The following is a 22,431-nucleotide window of genomic DNA, read 5'->3' on the forward strand; positions in this document are numbered from 1 at the left end:
GACAAGATGGCCGTTTTCTTACTCGTAGACGACCGTGCTGTGCCCGCTGCCCGCCTCGGCGCACCAGGCGGCCAGCGCCGCATCGCTGGGGAAGAAGCGGCTGTCATCGCCCAGCTGCACCTCGACCAGCGCCGCGCCCAGCTCCGACTGGCAGCGCACGCCCAGGCGCACCTTCAGCCCGTGCTGGATGCTGCCGTGCTCGGTGTCCTCCCGTTTGGCGGGGAATTCACGCAGCAGGCGCTGGACATCGGGCATTTTTTCGGTGGTGCTGACCTGCAGGTAGCGGCCAAAGCGGCAGCGGGCATCGGCCAGACCCCAGACCTTCTGCACCTTGGCACGCAGGCCGCCGCTGAAGCGGTCCTGCTGCACCCGCGCCGTCAGCACCACGAACTCGTCGTCCTTGAGCAGGTCCTTGTGGGCGTTGAGCGTGGCTTCGTCCACCGACGCCTCAATCACGCCGGACTTGTCGTCCAGCTTGAACAGGCACAGCTTGCCGCGCTGGCTGTTGATCACGCGCAGGTCGCTGACGATGCCCACCAGCACCTGCGGCTCGCGGCTGTCCCCCAGATCGGCCAGCGGGGTGCGCACAAAGCGGCGCACCTCGGCCTCGACCTCGTCGAACAGGTGGCCGGACAGGTAGAAGCCCACCGCTGTCTTTTCCAGGGTCAGGCGCTCCTTGATGCCCCAGGGCAGCACCTCGGCCAGCGGCGGCTCCTGGGTGCTGGAGCCCACGGCATCGTCGCCCATCATGTCGAACAGGCCGCCCTGGTTGGCATTGGCCAGCGTCGCATTGGCAAACTCGAACGCCGTGTCCACCGAAGCCGACAGCGCCGCGCGGTCCCGGTGAATGGCGTCGAACGCACCGGCCTTGATCAGCGCTTCCAAGGTGCGCTTGTTCAGGCGCGATCGGTCCACCCGCACACAGAAATCGAACAGGCTGGTGAACGGGCCCTTGATGTGGCCGTTCGGCCCCACGCCCTGGCCGTCGCGCGCCGCGATGATGGCTTCGATCGCCTGCTGGCCCGTGCCCTTGATGGCGCCCAGGCCGTAGCGGATCACCTTGTCCGTCACCGGCTCGAAGCGGTAGACGCCGCGGTTCACATCCGGCGGCTCGAAGGTCAGGCCCATCTTCAGCGCATCTTCGTACAGCACCTTGAGCTTGTCGGTGTCGTCCATTTCCACGGTCATGTTCCCGCAGAAGAACTCCGCCGTGTAGTGCACCTTGAGCCAGCCCGTGTGGTAGGCCAGCAGCGAATAGGCGGCCGCGTGCGACTTGTTGAAGCCGTAGCCCGCGAACTTCTCCATCAGGTCGAAGACCTCGTCGGCCTTGTCCTGGCTGATGCCCTTCTTGGCCGCACCCTCGCGGAAGATGCCGCGGTGCTTGACCATCTCCTCGACTTTTTTCTTGCCCATGGCGCGGCGCAGCAAGTCGGCGCCGCCAAGCGAGTAGCCGCCCAGCACCTGGGCCGTCTGCATCACCTGCTCCTGGTAGACCATGATGCCGTAGGTCTCGGCCAGCACCTGCTCCACCAGCGGGTGGGGGTATTCGATCTCTTCGCGGCCGTGCTTGCGGGCCACGAAGGACGGAATCAGGTCCATGGGGCCCGGACGGTACAGCGCGTTCAGCGCAATCAGGTCTTCCAGGCGCGACGGCTTGGCGTCGCGCAGCATGCCCTGCATGCCGCGGGATTCAAACTGGAAGACGGCTTCGGTCTTGCCTTCCTGGAACAGCTTGTAGGTGGGGTAGTCGTCCAGCGGAATTTCTTCGAACTTGAAGTTCTCCTGCCCCTTGTGGCGCTTCATGATGAATTCGCGCGCGATCTCCAGGATGGTCAGCGTGGCCAGACCCAAGAAGTCGAACTTCACCAGGCCGATCTGCTCCACATCGTCCTTGTCGTACATGGCCACGGCCGAATCGCTGCCGGGCTGCTGGTACAGCGGGCAGAAGTCGGTCAGCTTGCCGGGCGCAATCACCACGCCCCCGGCGTGCATGCCGATGTTGCGGCACATGCCTTCGAGCTTTTGCGCCATCTCGATCAGCATCTTCACGTCTTCTTCTTTTTCCAGACGTTCGGCCAGTGCCTGCTCATCCACCGCATAGGTGTACTTGTCGTTCTCCTTGCGCGGATTGGGCGGGTACTTCAGCGTGACGTGCAGGCCCGGCTTGTTGGGCACCAGCTTGGAGATGCCGTCACAGAAGTTATAGCTCAGGTCCAGCACCCGGCCCACGTCGCGGATGGCCGCGCGCGCGGCCATGGTGCCGAAGGTGGCGATCTGGCTGACGGCATTGCGGCCGTAGCGGTCCTTCACGTAATCGATCACGCGGTCGCGGTTGGCCTGGCAGAAGTCCACGTCAAAGTCAGGCATGGACACGCGTTCGGGGTTCAGAAAACGTTCGAACAGCAGGTTGTAGTGGATGGGGTCCAGGTCGGTGATCTTCAGCACATAGGCCACCAGCGAACCGGCACCCGAACCACGGCCCGGCCCCACCGGGCAGCCGTTGTTCTTGGCCCAGTTGATGAAGTCCGCCACGATCAGGAAGTAGCCCGGGAACCCCATCTTCAAGATGATGCCCAGCTCGAACTCCAGCCGCTCCACATACTGCGGTCGGGCTGCCTGGCGCTTGGCCTCGTGCGGGAACAGCAGCTGCAGGCGCTCCTCCAGGCCCTCGTAGGAGGCATGGCGGAAATAGTCTTCGGCCGGCATGCCGTTGGGCGTGGGGAAGTCCGGCAGAAAGTTTTTGCCCAGCAGCAGCGTCACGCTGCAGCGGCGGGCGATTTCCACGGTGTTTTCCAGCGCCGACGGCACATCGGCAAACAGCGCCTGCATCTCGGCGCTGCTCTTGAGGTACTGCTCCCGGGTAAAGCGCTTGACGCGCTTGGTATTGCCCAGCACCTCGCCCTCGGCAATGCACACCCGCGCTTCATGGGATTCGAAATCACCGGGCTTGAAAAACTGCACCGGGTGTGTGGCCACCACCGGCAGGTTCAGCCGCGCCGCCAGCTGCACGGTCTGCGCCACCAGGCTCTCGTCCTCCGGGCGACCGGCACGTTGCAGCTCCAGGTAGAAGCGGTGCGGAAACAGGCTGGCCATGCGCAGCGCTTCGCGCGCGGCTCCGTCCTTGTCGCCACGCTGCAGGGCCTGGCCCACCGGGCCGGCATTGGCACCGGACAGCAAGATCAGGCCCTCGCCCAGCTCCTGCAGCCATTCCCATTTGCTCTGCGCCTGGGCCTGACCGCGCGGCACATTGCCGGTCCAGCCCCGGGCCAGGATTTCCGACAGATTGTGGTAGCCCAGCGTGCTTTGCACCAGCACCAGCACACGCGGCCCGGGCGCACCACCCTCGCCTTCCATGATCAGCTCGGCGCCCAGAATGGGCTTGACCCCTTTGCCCCGTCCGGACTTGTAGAACTTCAGCCCGCCGAACATATTGTTCAGGTCGGTGATGGCCATGGCGGGCTGCCCGTCGGCAGCCGCCGCCTTGATGGCATCGTCAATACGGCAGGTCCCGTCGACGACGGAAAACTCGGTGTGCAGGCGCAGGTGAACAAACATGGACGCCATTGTAGGAAGGCCCGGCAGCCTCCACGCCGACACTGCGTCATAACCTGCGACGAAGGGGCCCTTGGCCTGCCGCTACAATGCCTCCCAACCAGTGGCCCGCAACGGTGCCCTTGCCAGAAACTTATGTACACATCTCCTGTCCGCATGCTGTCTTCTCTGCCCCGTCACCGCCTGCCCCTGTTCGCCGCCCTGCTGGCTGCCGGCCTGCTGGCCGGATGCAATACGACCAAGGAAGACCCGACCGCCAAGTGGACGCCCGACCGCATCTACACCGAGGCCAAGGAAGAGCTCAATGGCGGCGGCTACGACAAGGCCGTGCCACTGTTTGAAAAGCTGGAAGGCCGCGCTGCCGGCACCCCGCTGGCCCAGCAGGCCCAGATCGACAAGGCCTACGCACAGTACAAGGCCGGCGACAAGGCCCAGGCCATTGCCACGCTGGACCGCTTCATCAAGCTGCACCCTGCCAGCCCGGCCCTCGACTACGCGCTGTACCTGAAGGGCTTGGTCAATTTCAACGAAAACCTGGGCCTGTTCTCGTGGCTGTCGCGCCAGGACCTGTCCGAGCGTGACCAGAAGGCCGCCAAGGATTCGTTCGAAGCCTTCAACGAGCTGGTCAACCGCTTCCCCGATTCGCGCTACGCCGCCGATTCCCGCCAGCGCATGACCTATATCGTCAACTCGCTGGCCCAGTACGAAGTGCATGTGGCGCGCTACTACTACTCGCGTGGTGCCTATGTGGCTGCCATTGCCCGCGCCCAGACCGCCATCACCGAATACGAAGGCGTGCCCGCCATCAAGGAAGCGCTGGAGATCCTGGTCAACTCCTACGACAAGCTGGGCATGGACCAGCTGCGCGATGACGCCAGGCGCGTGCTGGAAAGCACCTACCCTGCGGCCCAGGAAACCACGGCCCAGCGCCGCAAGAGCGCGCCCTGGTGGAAGTTCTGGTAAGCCGCCGCGCTACTGCTGGCTAACCAGAGCATTCCTCTGCACACCCCAAGCCCATGCCCTTGCGCATGGGCTTTTTTCATGGTGCATGGGTGCAGGGTGTCAGGCGCACCGTGTGGCCATACGTGGTCATGCGTGACCATGGGAAAACCATCCGGGAATGTCCCTCTCCACGGCAAGGCCGTAGCCTGGCAGTCCGGCCCCGGGCCCTCCGACCTTGAGAACTTGCAACCTTGACCGCTTGCGCCCCGGCGCGGGCCCGCCCTACAGCGGCGCCGGGCTCCGCAGCGCCTGCAAGGCCTCTTTCCACGCGGCCTCCGTGCCCAGGCGGCGCATGGGCGGCAGCGCTTCGACCATGCTGCGGCCATAGCCCTTGGTGCGCAGCCGGATATCGGTCACCACCAGAATGCCCCGGTCGGTTTCGGTGCGGATCAGGCGCCCCGCGCCTTGCTTGAGGGCCAGGGCCGCCTCCGGCAGCACATAGTCGTCAAACGGGTTGCGGCCCAACTGCTCCAGCTGGCGCGAACGCGCCTCCACCAGCGGATCGTCTGGTGGCGGAAACGGCAGCTTGTCGATCACCACCAGCTGCAGCGCATCCCCCGGAATGTCCACCCCCTCCCAGAAGGTGCTGGACGCCACCAGCACACAGCCGCGCCCGTTCACCGTGCCGGCGCGAAAGCGCTCCATCAGCGCGTGCTTGGAGCCTTGCCCCTGCACCAGCACATCCATGGGCTCCAGCAGCCCAAAGCGCGCCCGCAGCGTCTGCCCGATCTGCTCCAGCGCACGCAGCGTGGTGGTCAGCACCAGGGTGCGCCCCCCCAGGGCTGCGGCACCGTCCCCAGCCAGCCGGGCCACGGCATCGCTGTGCTGCGCATCACCGGGCAGCGGAAAGCTTTCGGGCACATACAGCGCCGCCTGGTGCGCGTAATCGAACGGACTGTCCACCCGCAGCACCTGGGCGCCGTGCAGGCCGCAAGGCTCGGTGAACCAGCGCAAATCCTCCCCCAGGCCCAGGGTGGCAGAGGTGAAGATCCAGGCCGTGTGGGCCGCCGCAGCGTCCGCCGCCGCCGGCGTGATCGGCGACGTCAGCGATGTGGTCGGCGGCCGGTCCGGCTGCACGGCAGATACCGGCGGCAGCACGGCATCGCCGCCCGGCTCCGCCGATTCCGCGGCCTCCACCGGCCCGGCCTCGTCCTCGTTTGCAGGCGGTTCTGCAGCAGCCGGTTCTGCAACTTCTGCCCAGGCCCCACCGGGTGCCAGGTCCGCATCGCTGAAGGCCCGCACCTCCAGCGCAGGATGGCCGGCCATCAGTTGCTCGCGCACCAGGCGGGCAATGCTCAGCGGGGATTCGGTCAGCCGCAGGTGCTGGCGCCCCACGTCCAGCCAGCGCACGGCATCGTCCGGCGCAGGCCGCACAAAATGCGCCAGCCGCTGCAGCAGCATCTGTCCGCGCTCCTGCAGGTGTACCAGGGCTGGCGCCATCTCCAGCACCCCGGCCAGCGCCTGCACCACGGCGCGCAGGGCCTGTCCCAGGTGCACCGTGGCCGCGCGCCACTGGGCGGCATCCAGGGTGTCCGGGGCCAGCCCCTGCCAGCGCAGGCGCGGCTGTGCGCTGCGGTGCGTGCTGGCCACCAGGCGCCAGTCGCGCACGGCCTGCTGCACGCGCGCGGCCAGCACCAGCCAGTCCGCCATGCCCCGGGCATGGTCGCTGGCGTCCTGCATCACATCACGGGCATAGGCCAGCAGCTGGTTGCTGCTGAGCACCAGGCCGGCAAACTGGATCCCGGTTTCGTTCAGCTGGTGGGCTTCGTCGATCACCACCACCCCTGCCTGGGGCAGCAGCTGCGCCATGCCGGATTCGCGCACCTCCATGTCGGCAAAGAACAGGTGGTGGTTGACCACGGCCACATCGGCCTCCAGCGCCTGCTGGCGTGCGCGATTGACATGGCAGGCCTGCCAGTGCGCACATTCGCGGCCCACGCAGTTGTCTCGCGTGGAAGTCACCAGCGGAATCACCTGCGAATCCTCGGCCAGATCGGGCAGCTCGGCCATGTCGCCGCTGCGTGTGGAACGCGACCAGTCCTCCACCCGCGCCACGGCACGCAGCACCTGGGCATCCAGCGGCTGCTTGCCCAGGCGCACCTGCAGCAGGCGTTGCTGGCACAGATAGCTGCTGCGCCCCTTGAGCCGTGCCATGCGCAGCGGCAGACCCAGGCTTTGCACCAGCCGGGGCAGATCGCGCACAAACAGCTGGTCCTGCAGCGCCTTGGTGGCCGTGGACACCACCACCCGCTTGCCGCTGAGCAGCGCCGGCACCAGGTAGGAATAGGTTTTGCCCACGCCCGTGCCGGCTTCCACCACCAGCACGCCGCAATCGGCAATGGTCTGGGCCACGGCCTCGGCCATGGCGGTCTGTCCGGCGCGGGGGTGAAAATGCGGCTCCGCCCGGGCCAATGCCCCGTCGGCCGCAAACACGGCGCGCACAGCGTCCATCAGGGGGGCTGTCATGCCAAGGCTTTCCAACGCAGGAACAGGGCCGCGCTATGCCCCACGGCCCCGGCCAGGTGTACCGGTACATCCCTGAGCCCTCCCTGCTGGCACCCAAGCAGCTGCAGAGAGCAATGGTTCACAGGCGCGCTCGCCGCTCTCATCAGGAAAACCGCTGCGCGCCGGCCGGAGCGGATCAGGGCGTACCCGGCACCGGCAAGGGCGCACCCTTGCGGTCGGCCGCGGCCTTGTCGCGGCGTGCCTTGGCCTTGGCCGCTTCTTCCTGGGTCTGCTTGGCGGCTTCCTGGGCCTTGCTACGGCGTTCGGCTTCGGCCTGCACATGCTCGGCCTGCTGGCGTTGCTGCGACTGCGCGCGCTGCGACTGCGTCTGTGCACGCTGCTGGGCCTGCGCATCCATGGTGGCGCGGTCGTGCGCCACATCCTCCTGGGTGCGCTTGGGCGCCGGCTTGGCGGGCTGCGTCAAGGGTTGGCGCGGCGTGGCCTGTATGGCCGGTTGCTGGCGCGGCTCCTTCATCTTCTGGTCGATGCTGCGCAGGCGCTCTTCCGTCTTTTCCCGGCGCTCGGCATCGTTCAGGCGCAGCTCGCGTTCGCGCAGCGGCTTTTCCTGTTCGCGCGCCTGGCTGCGCAGCTTGCTCAGGCAATCCTCCACCGCAAACTTCTGGTAGCAGGCGGCTTCCAGCGGCTTCTGGCGCTCGGCCAGGGCGCGGCGCTGCTGCTCGATCTCGTGGCGCTCGGCATCCCGCTGCTCCTTGCGGTGCTGCAGGGCGGCAGCGCGCGCCGCATCCTCTTCCGGCAGAGGCGCGGCGGGCGCAGGCTGGGCCAGTGCGGCCGTGGCCGAAACGGCCACCACGGCAGCCAGCAGATGGGGCAGGAACATAGAAGCGCGTGTGTGCATGGTGTGTCAGGTCAGACCGGTATCGACCTCGCGCCGCTCGAGCGAGAGGAATTCCTGGGACTGCATTTCGTTCAATCGGGACACTGTACGCGGAAATTCGTGGGCCAACGGCCCTTCGGTGTACAGCTGCTCCGGCGGCACGGCGGCCGACAGAATCAGTTTGACGCGCCGGTCGTACAGCACGTCCACCAGCCAGGTGAAGCGGCGCGCAGGCGAGGCCATGTTCACCGGCATGAACGGCACGTTCGACAGCAGCACGGTATGGAACTGGGTGGCGATTTCCAGGTAGTCATTCTGCGAGCGCGGCTCCATGCACAGCTCGCGGAAATCAAACCAGATCACACCACCGGCACGGCGCAGCGGCTTGAGCTGGCGCGACTCGATCATGAACACCGGCTTTTCTTCCGGCACTTCGGCCAGGCGCTCGAACGCTTCCTGCATGGCCGCGTCAGCCTCCGGGCCCAGCGGGCAGTGGTAGAGCTGCACCATCTCCAGCGTGCGGCAGCGGTAGTCGGTGCCGTTGTCCACATTGACCACGTCCATGCGCTCGTTCAGCAGGTCGATGGCCGGCAGGATGCGGTCGCGGTGCAGGCCGCCCGGGTACAGGCCATCGGGCGTGAAGTTGGACGTGGTGACAAAGCCCACGCCATTGTCGAACAGCGACACCAGCAGACGGTACAGGATCATGGCGTCGGTGATGTCCGCCACGTGGAATTCGTCAAAGCAGATCAGCTTGTAGCGCTTGGCGATCTTGGCACCCAGCGCATCCAGCGGGTTCTGTGTGCCCTGCAGCAGGTGCAGCTCCCGGTGCACTTCGCGCATGAATTCGTGAAAGTGCAGCCGCACCTTGCGCCGGATGGGGACAGCGTTGAAAAAGCAGTCCATCAGAAAGCTCTTGCCACGCCCCACCCCGCCGTACATGTACACACCGCGGGGAATTTCCGGTTTGGAAAAAATCTTCTTGATCGCGTTGGAACGCCGGGATTTGTAGGCGGCCCAATCGTCCGCACAGCGCTGCAGCGCATCCACCGCGCGCAGTTGCGCGGGATCGGCCGTAAAGCCTTTGGCGGCCAGCTCGGCCTCGTACGCTTGTCTCACATTCACCATCTACCTCCAACTCGGATCCGCGGCTCAAGCATGCTGCTGTGCAAGGCCCAGTCGCGGAATGTAGGGAGCGAGGAGGTCCCGACGCGTGGCACCACCAGGGGGCAGCGTCCGAGCAGAGTGTGCGAAAAAGTCTTTCGCCAAGGCTTGCAGGTATCATGTCGAGCCTGCGACATGCTGTCTATTCTATAGCGGCCCGCAACATGCCCTGCCGGCCTGCAGATATCTCTGGCTGCACCTTCGCCCGGCCTGCACGCCCCCCGCCCGATTCCCTTCCGTTCCCGCACTCCAGTTGCCTCCGCGCCCTCCCATGCCGTCCTCTGCTCTTCGCGCTCCCCTGCTGCTGCGCACCCTGGGCCGCATGGTGCCCTGCCTGCTGCTCTCCACCATGGGCAGCGCCCTTTGGGCCGCCGAGCCGCCCCAGGCCTGTGCCCCTGCCACCGTCGCCGCCGTGGCGCGCTGGGCAGGCGTGCAGGGCAAACTGGTCAGCTGGGACCAGCCCGGAGGCCTGATTGCAGCGGCCAGCTGCAAGGCCATGCCCGATGCACCGGACACCACGATCGCCGCCATCGCCTTCGATACCTTGCTGGAAGGCCAGACCCGCGGCGACGGCAACAAGCTGCAGATCATCGCCCTGGTCGAAGCCGGCCAGGTCGTGGCCGCCCACCGCTCCCAGATCGAAGAAGACGCCACCACCGCCGTGGGCCGCTACGACATCGACACCGCACGCTACCACCTGCGCCCCGGCGTGCGCGCCTTCGGCACCGTGTTCCACAGCGATGCACTGGGCTCCCGCTGTCCCGACGCCGCCGCTGATCACGAGCTGACGCTGTGGGTGCGCGAAGGCCGGCAACTGCGCCCGGTGCTCGGCACCAATCTGCGTGGCTGGGTCAACATCGTGGGCACGCCCTGCATCCTCAACGAAGCACTGAGCCGCAGCGAAGAAGCCCACCTGACCGTCTCCGTGGAAAAGACCAGCAGCCATGGCTTTGCCGATCTGGCCCTGACCGCCCGCATTGTCCAGAGCGAAGTCCATGGCGACGCGGACGAGAAGACCCGCCAGCGCCGCGCACGCACCGTGCTGCGCTACGACGGCCACTCCTACGGCCACGACATGTTCCGCACCTTCTGGTATCCCGCGGACCTGCGCTAAGACCTGCCGGCACGCGCCTTGCGCGGCCGCACAGGCCGTCTCTCAGGCAACTTCTCAGGCCGCCGCACCGGCCCGCCGCACTGACCCCGCCCTTGCCGCCTGACGTGAGCTGCACGGCGCCCCGCCACGGCGCTGACCGCGAGCAGGCCATGTCACGCCACAGATTGCGTGCGTGCATGCGCATACGCATCCACCCCGCCCTCTGACCCAGCGCATCCGGCGCCCGCCCACCGTACACACAAAAAAAAGCTGCCTGCACCCTCTCGGGCACAGGCAGCGCTCTGAATGGTCAGCCGTGCAAACGGCTCACGGCCATCAGAAGTTCAGCGTGCGCTTGTCCACCGCCAGAGCCGCTTCCTTGGTGGATTCGGACAGCGAGGGGTGAGCGTGGCAGATGCGGGCGATGTCTTCGCTCGATGCCTTGAACTCCATGGCCACCACGGCTTCGGAGATCAGCTCGGACACCATCGGGCCCACCATGTGCACGCCCAGGATCTCGTCGGTCTCGGCATCGGCCAGGAACTTGACCATACCGGTCGTGTCGCCCAGTGCACGGGCACGGCCGTTCGCCAGGAACGGGAAGGTGCCGGCCTTGTACTTCACGCCTTCGGCCTTCAGTTGCTGCTCGGTGCGGCCCACCCATGCCACTTCGGGGCTGGTGTAGATCACGGAAGGCAGGGTCGCGAAGTTCACGTGACCGTGCTGGCCGGCGATGCGCTCGGCCACGGCCACGGCTTCTTCTTCCGCCTTGTGTGCCAGCATGGGGCCGCGCACCACGTCACCCACCGCCCACACGCCGGGCAGGTTGGTCTTGCAGTCGTCGTCCACCACGATGCAGCCGCGCTCGTCCAGCTGCAGGCCCACGGCTTCGGCGTTCAGGCCGATGGTGTTGGCGGTGCGGCCGATGGAGACGATCAGCTTGTCCACGTCCAGCGTCTGGGCTTCGCCCTTGGCGTTGGTGTAGGCCACGCTCACGCCCTTCTTGGACGACTTGACTTCACCGATCTTCACGCCCATCTCGATCTTCAGACCCTGCTTGTCGAAAGCCTTCTTGGCTTCCTTGGCGATCTGCTCATCCACCACGGGCAGGAAAGTGGGCATGCCTTCCAGCACGGTCACTTCGGTGCCCAGACGGCGCCAGACCGAACCCATTTCCAGGCCGATCACGCCGGCGCCGATCAGGCCCAGCTTCTTGGGGGTCTTGCCCAGGCGCAGCGCGCCGTCGTTGGACAGGATGTTTTCTTCATCGAAAGGCACGCCAGGCAGTGCGCGGGCGTTGGAGCCGGTGGCCACCACGATCTGCGCGCCAGTGATGGATTCCTCTTCCTTGCCGGCCACCTTGATCTCGTAGCCGCCTTCCACGGTGCGCACAAAGGAGCCGCGGCCGTGGAAGAAAGTGACCTTGTTCTTCTTGAACAGGTACAGGATGCCGTCGTTGTTCTGCTTCACGATGGCGTCCTTGCGGGCGATCATCTTGGGCACATCGATCTCGACCTTGCCGGTGGAGATGCCGTGGTCCGCAAAGTGCAGATTGGCATGCTCGAAGTGCTCGGACGACTGCAGCAGCGCCTTGGAAGGAATGCAGCCCACGTTGGTGCAGGTACCGCCAGGGGCAGCGCCGCCGTCAGCGTTCTTCCACTCGTCGATACAGGCGACGGTCTTGCCCAGCTGGGCGGCACGGATGGCGGCGATGTAGCCGCCAGGGCCGGCGCCGATCACGATAACGTCAAATTGCTTGCTCATGTCTCAAATCTCTTGTCTACAGGTGCTGAAAAAAACCCACCGTGGGCGTGTGGCCGAGGGTGGGTTTCGTCGAGGTGTGAACCCGGTGTGAATTACAGGTCGAACAGCAGGCGCGAAGGATCTTCCAGCGCTTCCTTCATGGCCACCAGACCCAGCACGGCTTCGCGGCCGTCGATGATGCGGTGGTCATAGGACATGGCGAAGTAGTTCATGGGGCGCACCACGACCTGGCCGTTTTCAACCACGGCACGGTCCTTGGTGGCGTGCACGCCCAGAATGGCGGATTGGGGCGGGTTGATGATGGGGGTGGACATCATCGAGCCGAAGGTGCCGCCGTTGGAGATGGAGAAGGTACCGCCGGTCATGTCTTCGATGCCCAGCTTGCCGTCAGCTGCCTTCTTGCCGAATTCGGCAATCTTCTTTTCGATCTCGGCGAAGTTCATCTGGTCGGCGTTGCGCAGGATGGGCACCACCAGGCCACGGGGCGAACCCACGGCGATACCGATGTCGAAATAGCCGTGGTAGACGATGTCGTTGCCGTCCACCGAAGCGTTCAGCACCGGGTACTTCTTCAGCGCGTGCACGGCAGCCTTCACGAAGAAGGACATGAAGCCCAGCTTCACGCCGTGTTCCTTGACGAAATCGTCCTGGAACTTCTTGCGCAGTGCCATCACCGGAGCCATGTTCACTTCGTTGAACGTGGTCAGGATGGCGTTGGTGGATTGCGACTGCAGCAGACGCTCGGCCACGCGGGCGCGCAGACGGGTCATGGCCACGCGCTGTTCGGGACGGCCCGACAGGTCTTCCTTCAGCGCAGGAGCAGCCACCTGGGGCAGAGCAGCCTTGGGAGCGCCGGTGGGGATGGTAGCGCCAGCCTTGATGGCGGACAGTGCATCACCCTTGGTCACGCGGCCATCCTTGCCCGAACCGGCCACGTTGGCGGCGGACAGGTTGTTTTCGGCCAGCAGCTTGGCAGCAGCGGGCATGGCCACATCACCCTTGTTGCCACCAGCGGCAGCAGGGGCGGCCACGGGGGCAGCGGCAGCCACGGCAGCGGCCGGAGCGGCAGCAGGCGCAGCAGCGGCACCGGCCACGGCGTCGGTGTCGATCTTGGCGATCAGCTGCTCGGCGATGACGGTGGCGCCATCACCTTGCACGATTTCGGCCAGCACGCCAGCGGCGGGGGCGGGCACTTCCAGCACCACCTTGTCGGTTTCGATCTCGATCAGGATCTCGTCCACAGCGACGGCCTCACCGGCCTTCTTCTTCCACGTCAGCATGGTCGCCTCGGCGATGGACTCGGACAGCTGGGGAACCTTGACTTCAACGATTGCCATTTTGAATTCTTTCCAAAGATGTTTTTGTATACCCCTGCCCTCCGGGCAGGGGTTGTCCCTGTATTACTTGGTCAGGACAAAACCCTTGAGCTTGCTGAATGCGCCTTCCACCAGAGCCTTTTGTTGCTCCTGGTGCAGGTGCGAGTAGCCCACCGCCGGCGAAGCCGAGGCAGCGCGACCCGAGTAGCCCAGCTTCTGGCCTTCGGCCATGTTCTCGTGGATGTTGTGCTGGATGAAGAACCAGGCGCCCTGGTTCTGTGGCTCATCCTGGCACCACACGATGTCGGTAGCGTTGGGGTACTTCTTCAGCTCGGCAGCGAAAGCCTTGTGCGGGAAGGGATACAGCTGCTCGACGCGGATGATGGCCACATCGTTGCTTTCCTTCTCGACACGCTTCTTCACCAGGTCGTAGTACACCTTGCCCGAGCAAGCGATCACGCGCTTGACCTTGGCGGCGTTCTTCACCACGTTGGCATCCTGCTCGGCGATCACGGTCTGGAACGCACCCTTGGTGAATTCAGACAGCGGCGACGTGGCGTCCTTGTTGCGCAGCAGCGACTTGGGCGTGAAGATGACCAGCGGCTTGCGCAGCTTGCGCACCATCTGACGACGCAGCACGTGGAAGATCTGGCTGGCCGTGGTGGGCTGCACGATCTGCATGTTGGTGTCGGCAGCCAGCTGCATGAAGCGCTCCAGGCGGGCCGAGCTGTGCTCGGGGCCCTGGCCTTCGTAGCCGTGCGGCAGCATCAGGGTCAGGCCGTTGACGCGGCCCCACTTCACTTCACCGGAGGCGATGAACTGGTCAATGACCACCTGGGCGCCGTTGGCGAAGTCGCCGAACTGGGCTTCCCAGATCACCAGGGTGTTGGGATCGTTGGAGGCATAGCCGTATTCGAAGCCCAGCACTGCCTCTTCGGACAGGATGGAGTCGATCACGGTGAACGGAGCCTGGTTCTCGGCCACGTTCGACAGCGGGATGTAGGAACCTTCGCTCCACTTTTCACGCTTTTGGTCGTGGATCACGGCGTGGCGGTGGGTGAAGGTACCGCGGCCGCTGTCCTCACCGGACAGACGCACGGGATAGCCCGAAGCCACCAGCGATGCGAAAGCCATGTGCTCGCCCATGCCCCAGTCCACGTTCACATCGCCACGGCCCATGGCGGCGCGGTCGTCATAGACCTTCTTCACCAGAGCGTGGGGGTTCACGGTTTCGGGCAGCGTCGTGATTCTCTCGGCCAGGCGCTTCCATTCGGTCAGCGGGATGGCGGTGTCACCGGCATCGGTCCACTTCTGGCCCAGGAACGGGCTCCAGTCCACGGCGTACTGGCTCTTGAAGTTGGTCAGCACCACTTCCTGGGTGTGACGGCCTTCGTCCATGGCGGCGCGGTAGGCCTTGGCCATGTCGTCGCCCAGCGACTCGCCCAGACCCTGGGCAGCCAGCTTGTCGGCGTACAGCTTGCGCGTGCCGGGGTGGGCAGCGATCTTCTTGTACATCAGCGGCTGGGTCAGCGCGGGGGTGTCTTGCTCGTTGTGGCCCAGCTTGCGGAAGCAGACCACGTCCACCACCACGTCTTGCTGGAACTCCATGCGGAAGTCCAGTGCCAGCTGCATGCACAGTGCCACAGCTTCGGGATCGTCACCGTTCACGTGCAGCACGGGCGATTCCACCATCTTCACGATGTCCGTGCAGTAGGTGGTGGAGCCCTTGTCGCGGGGGTCGGAGGTGGTGAAACCGATCTGGTTGTTGATGATGATGTGGACAGTGCCGCCGGTGGAATAACCACGGGTCTGCATCAGCGCCAGGGTTTCCTGGTTCACGCCCTGGCCGGCAAAAGCGGCATCACCGTGCACCAGCACCGGCAGCACTTGCTTGCCGTGCGGGTCGGCGCGACGGTCCATGCGCGAGCGCACCGAACCTTCGACCACGGGGTTGACGATTTCCAGGTGGGAAGGGTTGAAGGCCAGCGACAGGTGCACGGGGCCGCCTGCGGTGGACACATCGGAGCTGAAGCCCTGGTGGTACTTCACGTCACCGGCGGTCAGCTCTTCGGGAGCGGTGTGATCGAACTCGGCGAACAGGTCCTTGGGCATCTTGCCCAGGGTGTTGACCAGCACGTTCAGGCGGCCGCGGTGGGCCATGCCGATCACCACTTCCTGCACGCCCTGCTGGCCGCTGGCGTTGATCAGCTCGTCCATGGCGACGATGAAGGACTCACCGCCTTCCAGCGAGAAGCGCTTCTGGCCCACGTACTTGGTGTGCAGATAGCGTTCCAGACCTTCGGCTGCCGTCAGGCGGTCCAGGATGCGCTTTTTCTTGGCGGCATCGAAGACGGGCTTGGAGCGGATGGTTTCCAGACGCTGCTGCCACCAGCGCTTTTGCGCCTGGTCCGTGGCATACATGTACTCGACACCGATGGTGCCGCAGTAGGTTTCACGCAGAGCATTCATCAGCTCGCGCAAGGACATGGTTTCCTTGCCGAAGAAGGTGTTGCCCACGTTGAACACGACTTCCTGGTCGGCATCGGTGAAGCCGTAGAAAGCGGGTTCGAGTTCGGGAATGTCGGGGCGCTCGGTGCGCTTGAGCGGATCCAGATCGGCCCAGCGCTGGCCCACATTGCGGTATGCGGCAATCAGCTGCTGCACGGCAGTGCGCTTGCGACCCAGTTCGGAATCGGCGCCGGAAGCCTGGACCACCTTGGTGCCGCCTTGCTTGGCGCGTTCCGCGAACGCGTTGATCACGGGCAGGTGGGGAACATCCTTGGCGTTGGTGCCATCGGCTGCAGGCACATGCTGCAGCGCATCAAAGTATTCACGCCACGAATCCGGCACGCTGCCGGGGTTGGCCAAATAGTTTTCATACATCTCTTCGACATAGGGCGCGTTGCCGCCGAAGAGATAGGTGTTGCCTTGGTAGGCTTGGTAAACAGATGGCTGATCGCTCATATTCCGCTGACCTCCGCTTTCCTGGGGAAAGCCTTAGCTGGTTGGTAAACCTTCCGCGACACGGCTGTACCGGATGGCGGATGCGACTGTGGCTGGGGAAGGGCCTGTTGTTGCGTCTGCCATTGTGCCACCGAATGCCATGCCATTCCGAAAGGCGGTCACAGCTTAAACGCTGTCTGCTTCGCTTACATTCCCATATCCCCTTAGTCTGCAGGCTTGCCTCCATGCACATGCGCTCGGAAAACGCCAACAAGTACACCTTTGCACTGCTGCTGGCAGCCGTCACCCTCGGGTTCCTGACCATCCTGTGGCCTTTCGTGGGCGCCGTGTTCTGGGCCGTGGTGCTGGCCATCCTGTTCCAGCCGCTGAACCGCCGCCTGCTGGCCCGCATGCCCCGGTACCCGAATACCGCCACCCTCCTCACCCTGCTGCTGTGCCTGCTGGTGGTGATCCTGCCGCTGATCGCCATCTCGCTGTCGGTGATCCAGGAAGCCGTGTCGGTCTACCACCGCATGAGCTCGGGCCAGATGAACGTGGTCACCTATATCCAGCAGATCAAGTCGGCCTTGCCGGACTGGGCCCTGGACATCCTGGACCGCCTCAACCTCAGCACCCTGACCGAAATCCAGCAGCGCCTGGCGGTCGTGGCCGGTGAAGCCGCCAAATCCTTTGCCACCAAGGCCGTCAACCTGGGCCAGGGCACCCTGAGCTTTGTGGTGGGCTTCGGCATCATGCTGTACCTGCTGTTCTTTCTGCTGCGCGACGGCACCCGGCTGGCCGCGCGCATCCGCGACGCCATCCCCCTGGACCGCGAGCACAAGACCCAGCTGCTGAGCAAATTCACCACCGTCATCAAGGCCACCGTCAAGGGCAACCTGGCCGTGGCCGCCGCCCAGGGCGCCTTGGGCGGGCTGATTTTCTGGATTCTGGACATTGACGCCCCGGTGCTCTGGGGCGTGCTGATGGCCTTCCTGTCCCTGCTGCCCGCCGTGGGTGCCGGCCTGATCTGGGGCCCGGTGGCGATTTACTTCCTGGCCACCGGCAACTGGAGCCAGGGCCTGATCCTGACCGCCTATGGCATTTTGGTCATCGGCCTGGTCGACAACATCCTGCGCCCCCTGCTGGTGGGCAAGGACACCAAGATGCCCGACTACGTGGTGCTGATCTCCACCCTGGGCGGCATGTCCCTGTTCGGCCTGTCGGGCTTTGTCGTGGGCCCGGCCATCGCTGCCCTGTTCATGGCCACCTGGGAGATTTACGCCCCACCTGCCGCCGAAAATACGCCCAACTAGTTACATCTGATACGCGCGTTTATCCATCGCGCAGATGGAAACACCTTTTCGCCAGGCCGACCTCGGGACTTCCCTAGGTCGGCTTGTCTTTTTGTGGTCCACAGTATTTATGGCTGCCCAAGCGTGCTGGAAAGCAGAAGGCAGCAAGGGAACCGGCAGCCGTTCACAGGAGTACATGAGCAGACCCAGAGGCGTACAGCAATCCCGAGAAGAGTGACCGAGAACCTGAACTCCTGCGTCTTATATAAGTTGCCGGACCTAGAATGGCCCCACAAGCGTCAAGTTAAAAAAGGTAACCCATGGTGCAATTCTCCAGACGCCAGTTCATGAAAGTGACTGGTTCGAGTCTGGCGGCATCCAGCTTGGCAGTGATGGGCTTCTCGCCCACCGCTGCCCTTGCGGAGGTCCGTCAGTTCAAGCTGGCCGCCGCCACCGTCACTCGGCAGACATGTACGTACTGCTCGGTCGGCTGCGGCATTTTGATGTATTCCTACAGCGACGGCGCCAAGAACGCCAAGCTGTCGGTCATGCACGTCGAAGGTGATCCGGACCATCCGGTGAACCGCGGCACGCTGTGCCCCAAGGGCGCATCGCTGCTGGACTTCGTGCACAGCCCCAACCGCCTCAAGTACCCCGAATACCGCGCCCCCGGCTCGACCGAGTGGAAGCGCATGTCCTGGGATGAGGCACTGACCCGCGTCGCCAAGCTCCTCAAGGAAGACCGCGACGCCAATTTCGTTGAAAAGAACGAAAAGGGCCAGACGGTGAACCGTTGGCTCACCACCGGCATGCTGGCCGCTTCGGCCGCCAGCAACGAAGCCGGCTACGTTACGCACAAAGTGGCCCGTTCCTGGGGCCTGCTCGCACTCGATAACCAAGCACGTGTCTGACACGGCCCGACGGTGGCAGGTCTTGCCCCGACGTTTGGCCGTGGAGCGATGACGAACCATTGGGTCGACATTCGCAACGCGGACGTTATCTTGATCATGGGCGGTAATGCCGCCGAAGCACACCCCTGCGGCTTCAAGTGGGTGACCGAAGCGAAGGAGCACAACAATGCTCACTTCATGGTGGTCGATCCGCGCTTCAACCGCTCGGCATCCGTGGCCGATTTCTATGCCCCTATCCGTTCGGGCTCGGACATCGTGTTCCTGGGTGGTGTGATCAACTATCTGCTGACCAACGACCGCATCCACCATGAGTATGTGAAGAACTACACGGACTTCACGTTCATCGTGCGCGAGGACTTTGCGTTCGACGAAGGCATCTTCTCGGGCTACAACCCCGAAAAGCGCACCTACGACAAGTCCACCTGGGACTATGAACTGGGTGAAGACGGCTTCGTGAAGGTCGACCCCACGCTGCAGCACCCCCGCTGCGTGTACCAGTGGCTCAAGCGCCACTACGCCAGCTACACCCCTGAAAAGGTGGAAAGCATCTGCGGCACGCCCAAGGAAAAGTTCCTGCACGTGGCAGACAAGCTCGCCTCGACGGCGGAAGCCGGCCGTGTCGCCACCATCATGTACGCCCTGGGCTGGACACAGCACACCACCGGCGCACAGATGCTGCGTACCGGCGCCATGATCCAGCTGCTGCTGGGCAACATCGGTATCGCTGGCGGCGGCATGAACGCGCTGCGCGGCCACTCCAACATCCAGGGCCTGACGGACCTGGGCATTCTGTCTGCTTCGCTGCCAGGTTACCTGACGCTACCGAACGAAGCCGAACAGGAGTACGACAAGTACATCGCCGCGCGCACGCCCAAGGCACTGCGTCCGGGCCAGATGAACTACTGGTCGAACACGCCCAAGTTCCACGTCAGCCTGATGAAGGCGTGGTGGGGCCCTGCCGCCACGGCGGAAAACAACTGGGCGTTCGACTACCTGCCCAAGCTGGACAAGCAGTACGACATGCTGCAGGTCTTCGACCTGATGAACCAGGGCAAGATCAATGGCTACATCGCCCAGGGCTTCAACCCCCTGGCGGCGCTGGCCAACAGCAACAACGTGCGCAACGGCCTGAAGCAGCTGAAGTTCCTGGTGGTGATGGATCCCCTGACCACCGAGACTTCGGAATTCTGGAAGAACCACGGCGAATTCAACGACGTGGATTCCGCTTCCATCCAGACCGAGGTGTTCCGCCTGCCCACCACCTGCTTTGCCGAAGAAGACGGCGCTGTCGTCAGCTCTTCGCGCGTGCTGCAGTGGCACTGGAAGGCGGCCGAGCCCCCGGGAGAGGCCAAGACCGACATCGCCATCATGTCGGCCCTGCACCTGCGCCTGAAGAAGCTGTATGAGACGGAAGGCGGCAAGTTCTCCGACCCGATCACCAAGCTCTACTGGCCGTACGCACAGCCCGCACACCCGTCTTCCGAGGAAATCGCCAAGGAATACAACGGTCGTGCGCTGGTCGACCTGACCGACGCCGAAGGCAAGGTCATCCGCAAGGCGGGTGAGCAGCTGGCAGGCTTTGGTGAAATGCGCGACGACGGCTCCACCCTGGGTGGTTGCTGGATCTGGGCCGGCAGCTGGACGTCTTCGGGCAACCAGATGGCCCGCCGCGACAACAGCGACCCCACGGGCATCGGCAACACGCTGAACTGGGCCTGGGCCTGGCCGGCCAACCGCCGCGTGCTGTACAACCGTGCATCCTGCGACCGCGAAGGCAAGCCGTTCAACCCGAACCGCGTGCTGATCAAGTGGAATGGCAAGAACTGGGGTGGCGCCGACGTGCCCGACATGGGACCGACCATGCCGCCCGAAACGACCAACCCGTTCATCATGAACCCCGAAGGTGTGGCGCGTCTGTTCGCACGCAAGGGCATGAACGAAGGTCCGTTCCCCACCCACTACGAGGCGTTTGACAACCCGCTGGGCTACAACCCCATGTACCCCAAGAACAAGCTGGCTGTCATCAACCCTGCCATGCGCATCTTTGACTCCGTCAAGGATTCCGCCGGCACGGCCGCCGAGTACCCGCACGTGGGCACCACCTACCGCCTGACCGAGCACTTCCACTACTGGACCAAGCACGTGCACCTGAACAACATCGTTCAGCCCGAGCAGTTCGTGGAAATCGGCGAGGCGCTGGCCAAGGAGCTGGGCATCGAGACCGGCCAAAAGGTCAAGGTGTCGTCCAAGCGCGGCTTCGTCAAGGCTGCGGCCGTGGTGACCAAGCGCATCAAGCCGATGCAGATCGACGGCAAGACCATCCACCACGTGGGTGTGCCTATCCACTGGGGCTTCTCGTCCCAGGGCCGCAAGGGCTACATGGCCAACAACCTGACCGCCTCGGTCGGTGACGGCAATAGCTTGACCCCTGAATCCAAGACCTTCCTCGTGAAGGTTGAGAAGGCTTAAGGAGTAGCTGATGTCTTCAACCATGTCCCTTGATATCAAGCGCCGCTCCGCGACGACCACCCCTGCCCCCAGTGCGCGCGAAACGCACAGCGGCGAGGTGGCCAAGCTGATCGACGTCTCCAAATGCATCGGCTGCAAGGCCTGCCAGACAGCCTGCATGGAGTGGAACGATCTGCGCGACGAAATCGGCACGGCAGCAGCCGGCGTCTACGACAACCCGACCGATCTGACCGATCAGTCGTGGACCGTGATGCGGTTCACCGAGTACGAGAACGAAGCGACCGGCAACCTCGAATGGCTGATCCGCAAGGACGGCTGCATGCACTGCGAAGACCCGGGCTGCCTGAAGGCCTGCCCTTCCCCCGGGGCCATCGTGCAGTACAGCAACGGCATCGTGGACTTCCAGCAGGACCAGTGCGTCGGCTGCGGCTACTGCGTCACCGGCTGCCCGTTCAACATCCCCCGCATCTCGAAGAAGGACCACAAGGCGTACAAGTGCACCCTGTGTTCCGACCGCGTGGCGGTGGGTCGCGAACCCGCCTGCGTCAAGACCTGCCCGACCGGCGCCATCATGTTTGGCACCAAGGAAGCCATGAAGGACCAGGCCGCCCACCGTGTGGTTGACCTGAAAAACCGTGGCTTCGACCAGGCCGGCCTGTACGACCCGCAAGGTGTGGGCGGCACCCACGTGATGTACGTGCTGCACCATGCGGACAAGCCCTCCCTCTACAAAGGCCTGCCGGACGATCCCAAGATCAGTCCCATGGTCGCACTGTGGAAGGGCGTGGCCAAGCCTCTGGCCATGGCCGCACTGGGCGCCGCTGCCGTGGGCAGCCTGTTCCACTACATCACCAAGGGCCCGAACGACGTGTCCAAGGAGCTGGAAGATGAAATGGAACGCAAGGACGCCGAAGCGCTGAATAAGGAGTCTGGCAAATGAAACGCAATCCCCGCGACCTCGTGCGCTACAACGCATCGGAGCGCGCCAACCACTGGGTGGTCGGCATTTGCTTCATCTTGCTGGCCCTGTCCGGCCTGGCGTTCTTCCACCCGGCGTTCTTCCCGCTGACCCAGCTGTTCGGCGGTGGTCCGTGGAGCCGCATCCTGCACCCCTACATCGGGGTGGTGATGGCGCTGTTCTTCATCGTCATGGCCTGCCGTTTTGCCAAGCTCAACATCGTGGAACCCCGCGACATTGACTGGCTCAAGAACGTCAACAAGATGATCGACGGCGACGACCACGACATGCCCGAACAAGGCAAGTACAACGGCGGTCAGAAGCTGTTGTTCTGGGGCCTGGTCATCGGCATGGCGCTGATCACCATCACCGGCGTGCTGATGTGGCGCGCCTGGTGGAACCTGCCGGTGGGCGTGGTGCGTGCCGCTTCGGTGGTGCACGCCATTGCGGCCGTGTGGATGATCGGCCTGATCATCATGCACGTGTATGCGGCTATTTGGACCCGCGGCACCATCCGTGCCATGCTCTATGGCACAGTGACACGTGCCTGGGCCAAGCAGCATCACCGCGGCTGGTATCGCAAGATGACCGGCGACAACGACTAAAAAAACAGGGGCACTCCTCAGC

The 22,431-nt window shown here is 64.4% G+C and carries 13 protein-coding genes; 6 read left to right on the forward strand and 7 right to left on the reverse strand.

The genetic code is table 11. From position 1 onward, the window contains the following. Positions 1–18: 18 nt before the first annotated feature. Positions 19–3,555: a DNA polymerase III subunit alpha gene (dnaE, locus tag QM470_RS00990; protein ID WP_283337811.1), complete on the reverse strand. Its 3,537-nt coding sequence runs from the start codon at positions 3,553–3,555 to the stop codon at positions 19–21. 165 nt (positions 3,556–3,720) lie between these two features. Here dnaE and QM470_RS00995 point away from each other — a divergent pair, with 165 nt between their 5' ends. Beyond that, positions 3,721–4,515, forward strand: a complete 795-nt coding sequence (locus QM470_RS00995; RefSeq protein ID WP_283338189.1) for an outer membrane protein assembly factor BamD — start codon at positions 3,721–3,723, stop codon at positions 4,513–4,515. Between the two features lie 261 nt (positions 4,516–4,776). On the opposite strand, the gene QM470_RS01000 is transcribed toward QM470_RS00995, so the two are convergent. From QM470_RS01000 to zapE, 3 genes are all read right to left on the reverse strand, one after another. After that, positions 4,777–7,020, reverse strand: coding sequence for an ATP-dependent DNA helicase (locus tag QM470_RS01000; protein ID WP_283337812.1), 2,244 nt, complete (start codon positions 7,018–7,020; stop codon positions 4,777–4,779). Between the two features lie 175 nt (positions 7,021–7,195). Further along, a complete protein-coding gene (locus QM470_RS01005; RefSeq protein ID WP_283337813.1) occupies positions 7,196–7,915 on the reverse strand; it encodes a hypothetical protein in 720 nt (239 codons plus the stop codon). Positions 7,916–7,921: 6 nt separating this feature from the next. Continuing rightward, positions 7,922–9,019 carry a cell division protein ZapE gene (gene zapE / locus QM470_RS01010; RefSeq protein WP_066533315.1) on the reverse strand — a complete coding sequence of 366 codons (1,098 nt, stop codon included), beginning with the start codon at positions 9,017–9,019 and terminating at the stop codon, positions 7,922–7,924. Positions 9,020–9,329: 310 nt separating this feature from the next. Between zapE and QM470_RS01015 the strand changes: the two genes are divergently transcribed. Then, a complete protein-coding gene (locus QM470_RS01015; RefSeq protein WP_283337814.1) occupies positions 9,330–10,172 on the forward strand; it encodes a PA3715 family protein in 843 nt (280 codons plus the stop codon). A 315-nt stretch (positions 10,173–10,487) separates the two neighbouring features. Here QM470_RS01015 and lpdA read toward each other — a convergent pair whose 3' ends face one another. From lpdA to QM470_RS01030, 3 genes are all read right to left on the reverse strand, one after another. Then, positions 10,488–11,915: a dihydrolipoyl dehydrogenase gene (gene lpdA, locus QM470_RS01020; RefSeq protein ID WP_283337815.1), complete on the reverse strand. Its 1,428-nt coding sequence runs from the start codon at positions 11,913–11,915 to the stop codon at positions 10,488–10,490. 92 nt (positions 11,916–12,007) lie between these two features. Continuing rightward, a complete protein-coding gene (gene odhB, locus QM470_RS01025; protein ID WP_192334052.1) occupies positions 12,008–13,252 on the reverse strand; it encodes a 2-oxoglutarate dehydrogenase complex dihydrolipoyllysine-residue succinyltransferase in 1,245 nt (414 codons plus the stop codon). 63 nt (positions 13,253–13,315) lie between these two features. Then, positions 13,316–16,195: a 2-oxoglutarate dehydrogenase E1 component gene (locus tag QM470_RS01030; protein ID WP_280010724.1), complete on the reverse strand. Its 2,880-nt coding sequence runs from the start codon at positions 16,193–16,195 to the stop codon at positions 13,316–13,318. 230 nt (positions 16,196–16,425) lie between these two features. Between QM470_RS01030 and QM470_RS01035 the strand changes: the two genes are divergently transcribed. The 4 genes from QM470_RS01035 (at position 16,426) to QM470_RS01050 (ending at position 22,409) form a co-directional block, all read left to right on the forward strand. Then, positions 16,426–17,487, forward strand: a complete 1,062-nt coding sequence (locus tag QM470_RS01035) for an AI-2E family transporter (RefSeq protein WP_283338190.1) — start codon at positions 16,426–16,428, stop codon at positions 17,485–17,487. Positions 17,488–17,786: 299 nt separating this feature from the next. Continuing rightward, complete coding sequence (fdnG, locus tag QM470_RS01040; protein WP_283337816.1) at positions 17,787–20,846, forward strand: formate dehydrogenase-N subunit alpha; 3,060 nt, start codon at positions 17,787–17,789, stop codon at positions 20,844–20,846. A gap of 10 nt (positions 20,847–20,856) precedes the next feature. Next, positions 20,857–21,786 (forward strand): formate dehydrogenase subunit beta, encoded by a 930-nt coding sequence (gene fdxH, locus QM470_RS01045; protein ID WP_066532413.1) that lies wholly within the window; start codon positions 20,857–20,859, stop codon positions 21,784–21,786. After that, the gene (locus QM470_RS01050) at positions 21,783–22,409 is read left to right on the forward strand and encodes a formate dehydrogenase subunit gamma (protein WP_066532416.1); all 627 of its coding nucleotides are present in this window, start codon (positions 21,783–21,785) and stop codon (positions 22,407–22,409) included. The genes fdxH and QM470_RS01050 overlap by 4 nt, the downstream gene beginning before the upstream one ends. Positions 22,410–22,431: the final 22 nt, after the last annotated feature.

This window comes from Comamonas sp. 17RB (genome assembly GCF_030056555.1).
Taxonomy (GTDB): domain Bacteria; phylum Pseudomonadota; class Gammaproteobacteria; order Burkholderiales; family Burkholderiaceae_C; genus Comamonas; species Comamonas terrigena.

Coding starts and splice junctions, on each gene's coding strand:
- odhB (WP_192334052.1), bottom strand. CDS start 13,252: ATGGCAATCGTTGAAGTCAAGGTTCCCCAGCTGTCCGAGTCCATCGCC.
- QM470_RS01005 (WP_283337813.1), bottom strand. CDS start 7,915: ATGCACACACGCGCTTCTATGTTCCTGCCCCATCTGCTGGCTGCCGTG.
- fdxH (WP_066532413.1), top strand. CDS start 20,857: ATGTCTTCAACCATGTCCCTTGATATCAAGCGCCGCTCCGCGACGACC.
- QM470_RS01015 (WP_283337814.1), top strand. CDS start 9,330: ATGCCGTCCTCTGCTCTTCGCGCTCCCCTGCTGCTGCGCACCCTGGGC.
- lpdA (WP_283337815.1), bottom strand. CDS start 11,915: ATGAGCAAGCAATTTGACGTTATCGTGATCGGCGCCGGCCCTGGCGGC.
- dnaE (WP_283337811.1), bottom strand. CDS start 3,555: ATGTTTGTTCACCTGCGCCTGCACACCGAGTTTTCCGTCGTCGACGGG.
- QM470_RS01050 (WP_066532416.1), top strand. CDS start 21,783: ATGAAACGCAATCCCCGCGACCTCGTGCGCTACAACGCATCGGAGCGC.
- QM470_RS01035 (WP_283338190.1), top strand. CDS start 16,426: ATGCGCTCGGAAAACGCCAACAAGTACACCTTTGCACTGCTGCTGGCA.
- QM470_RS01000 (WP_283337812.1), bottom strand. CDS start 7,020: ATGACAGCCCCCCTGATGGACGCTGTGCGCGCCGTGTTTGCGGCCGAC.
- QM470_RS01030 (WP_280010724.1), bottom strand. CDS start 16,195: ATGAGCGATCAGCCATCTGTTTACCAAGCCTACCAAGGCAACACCTAT.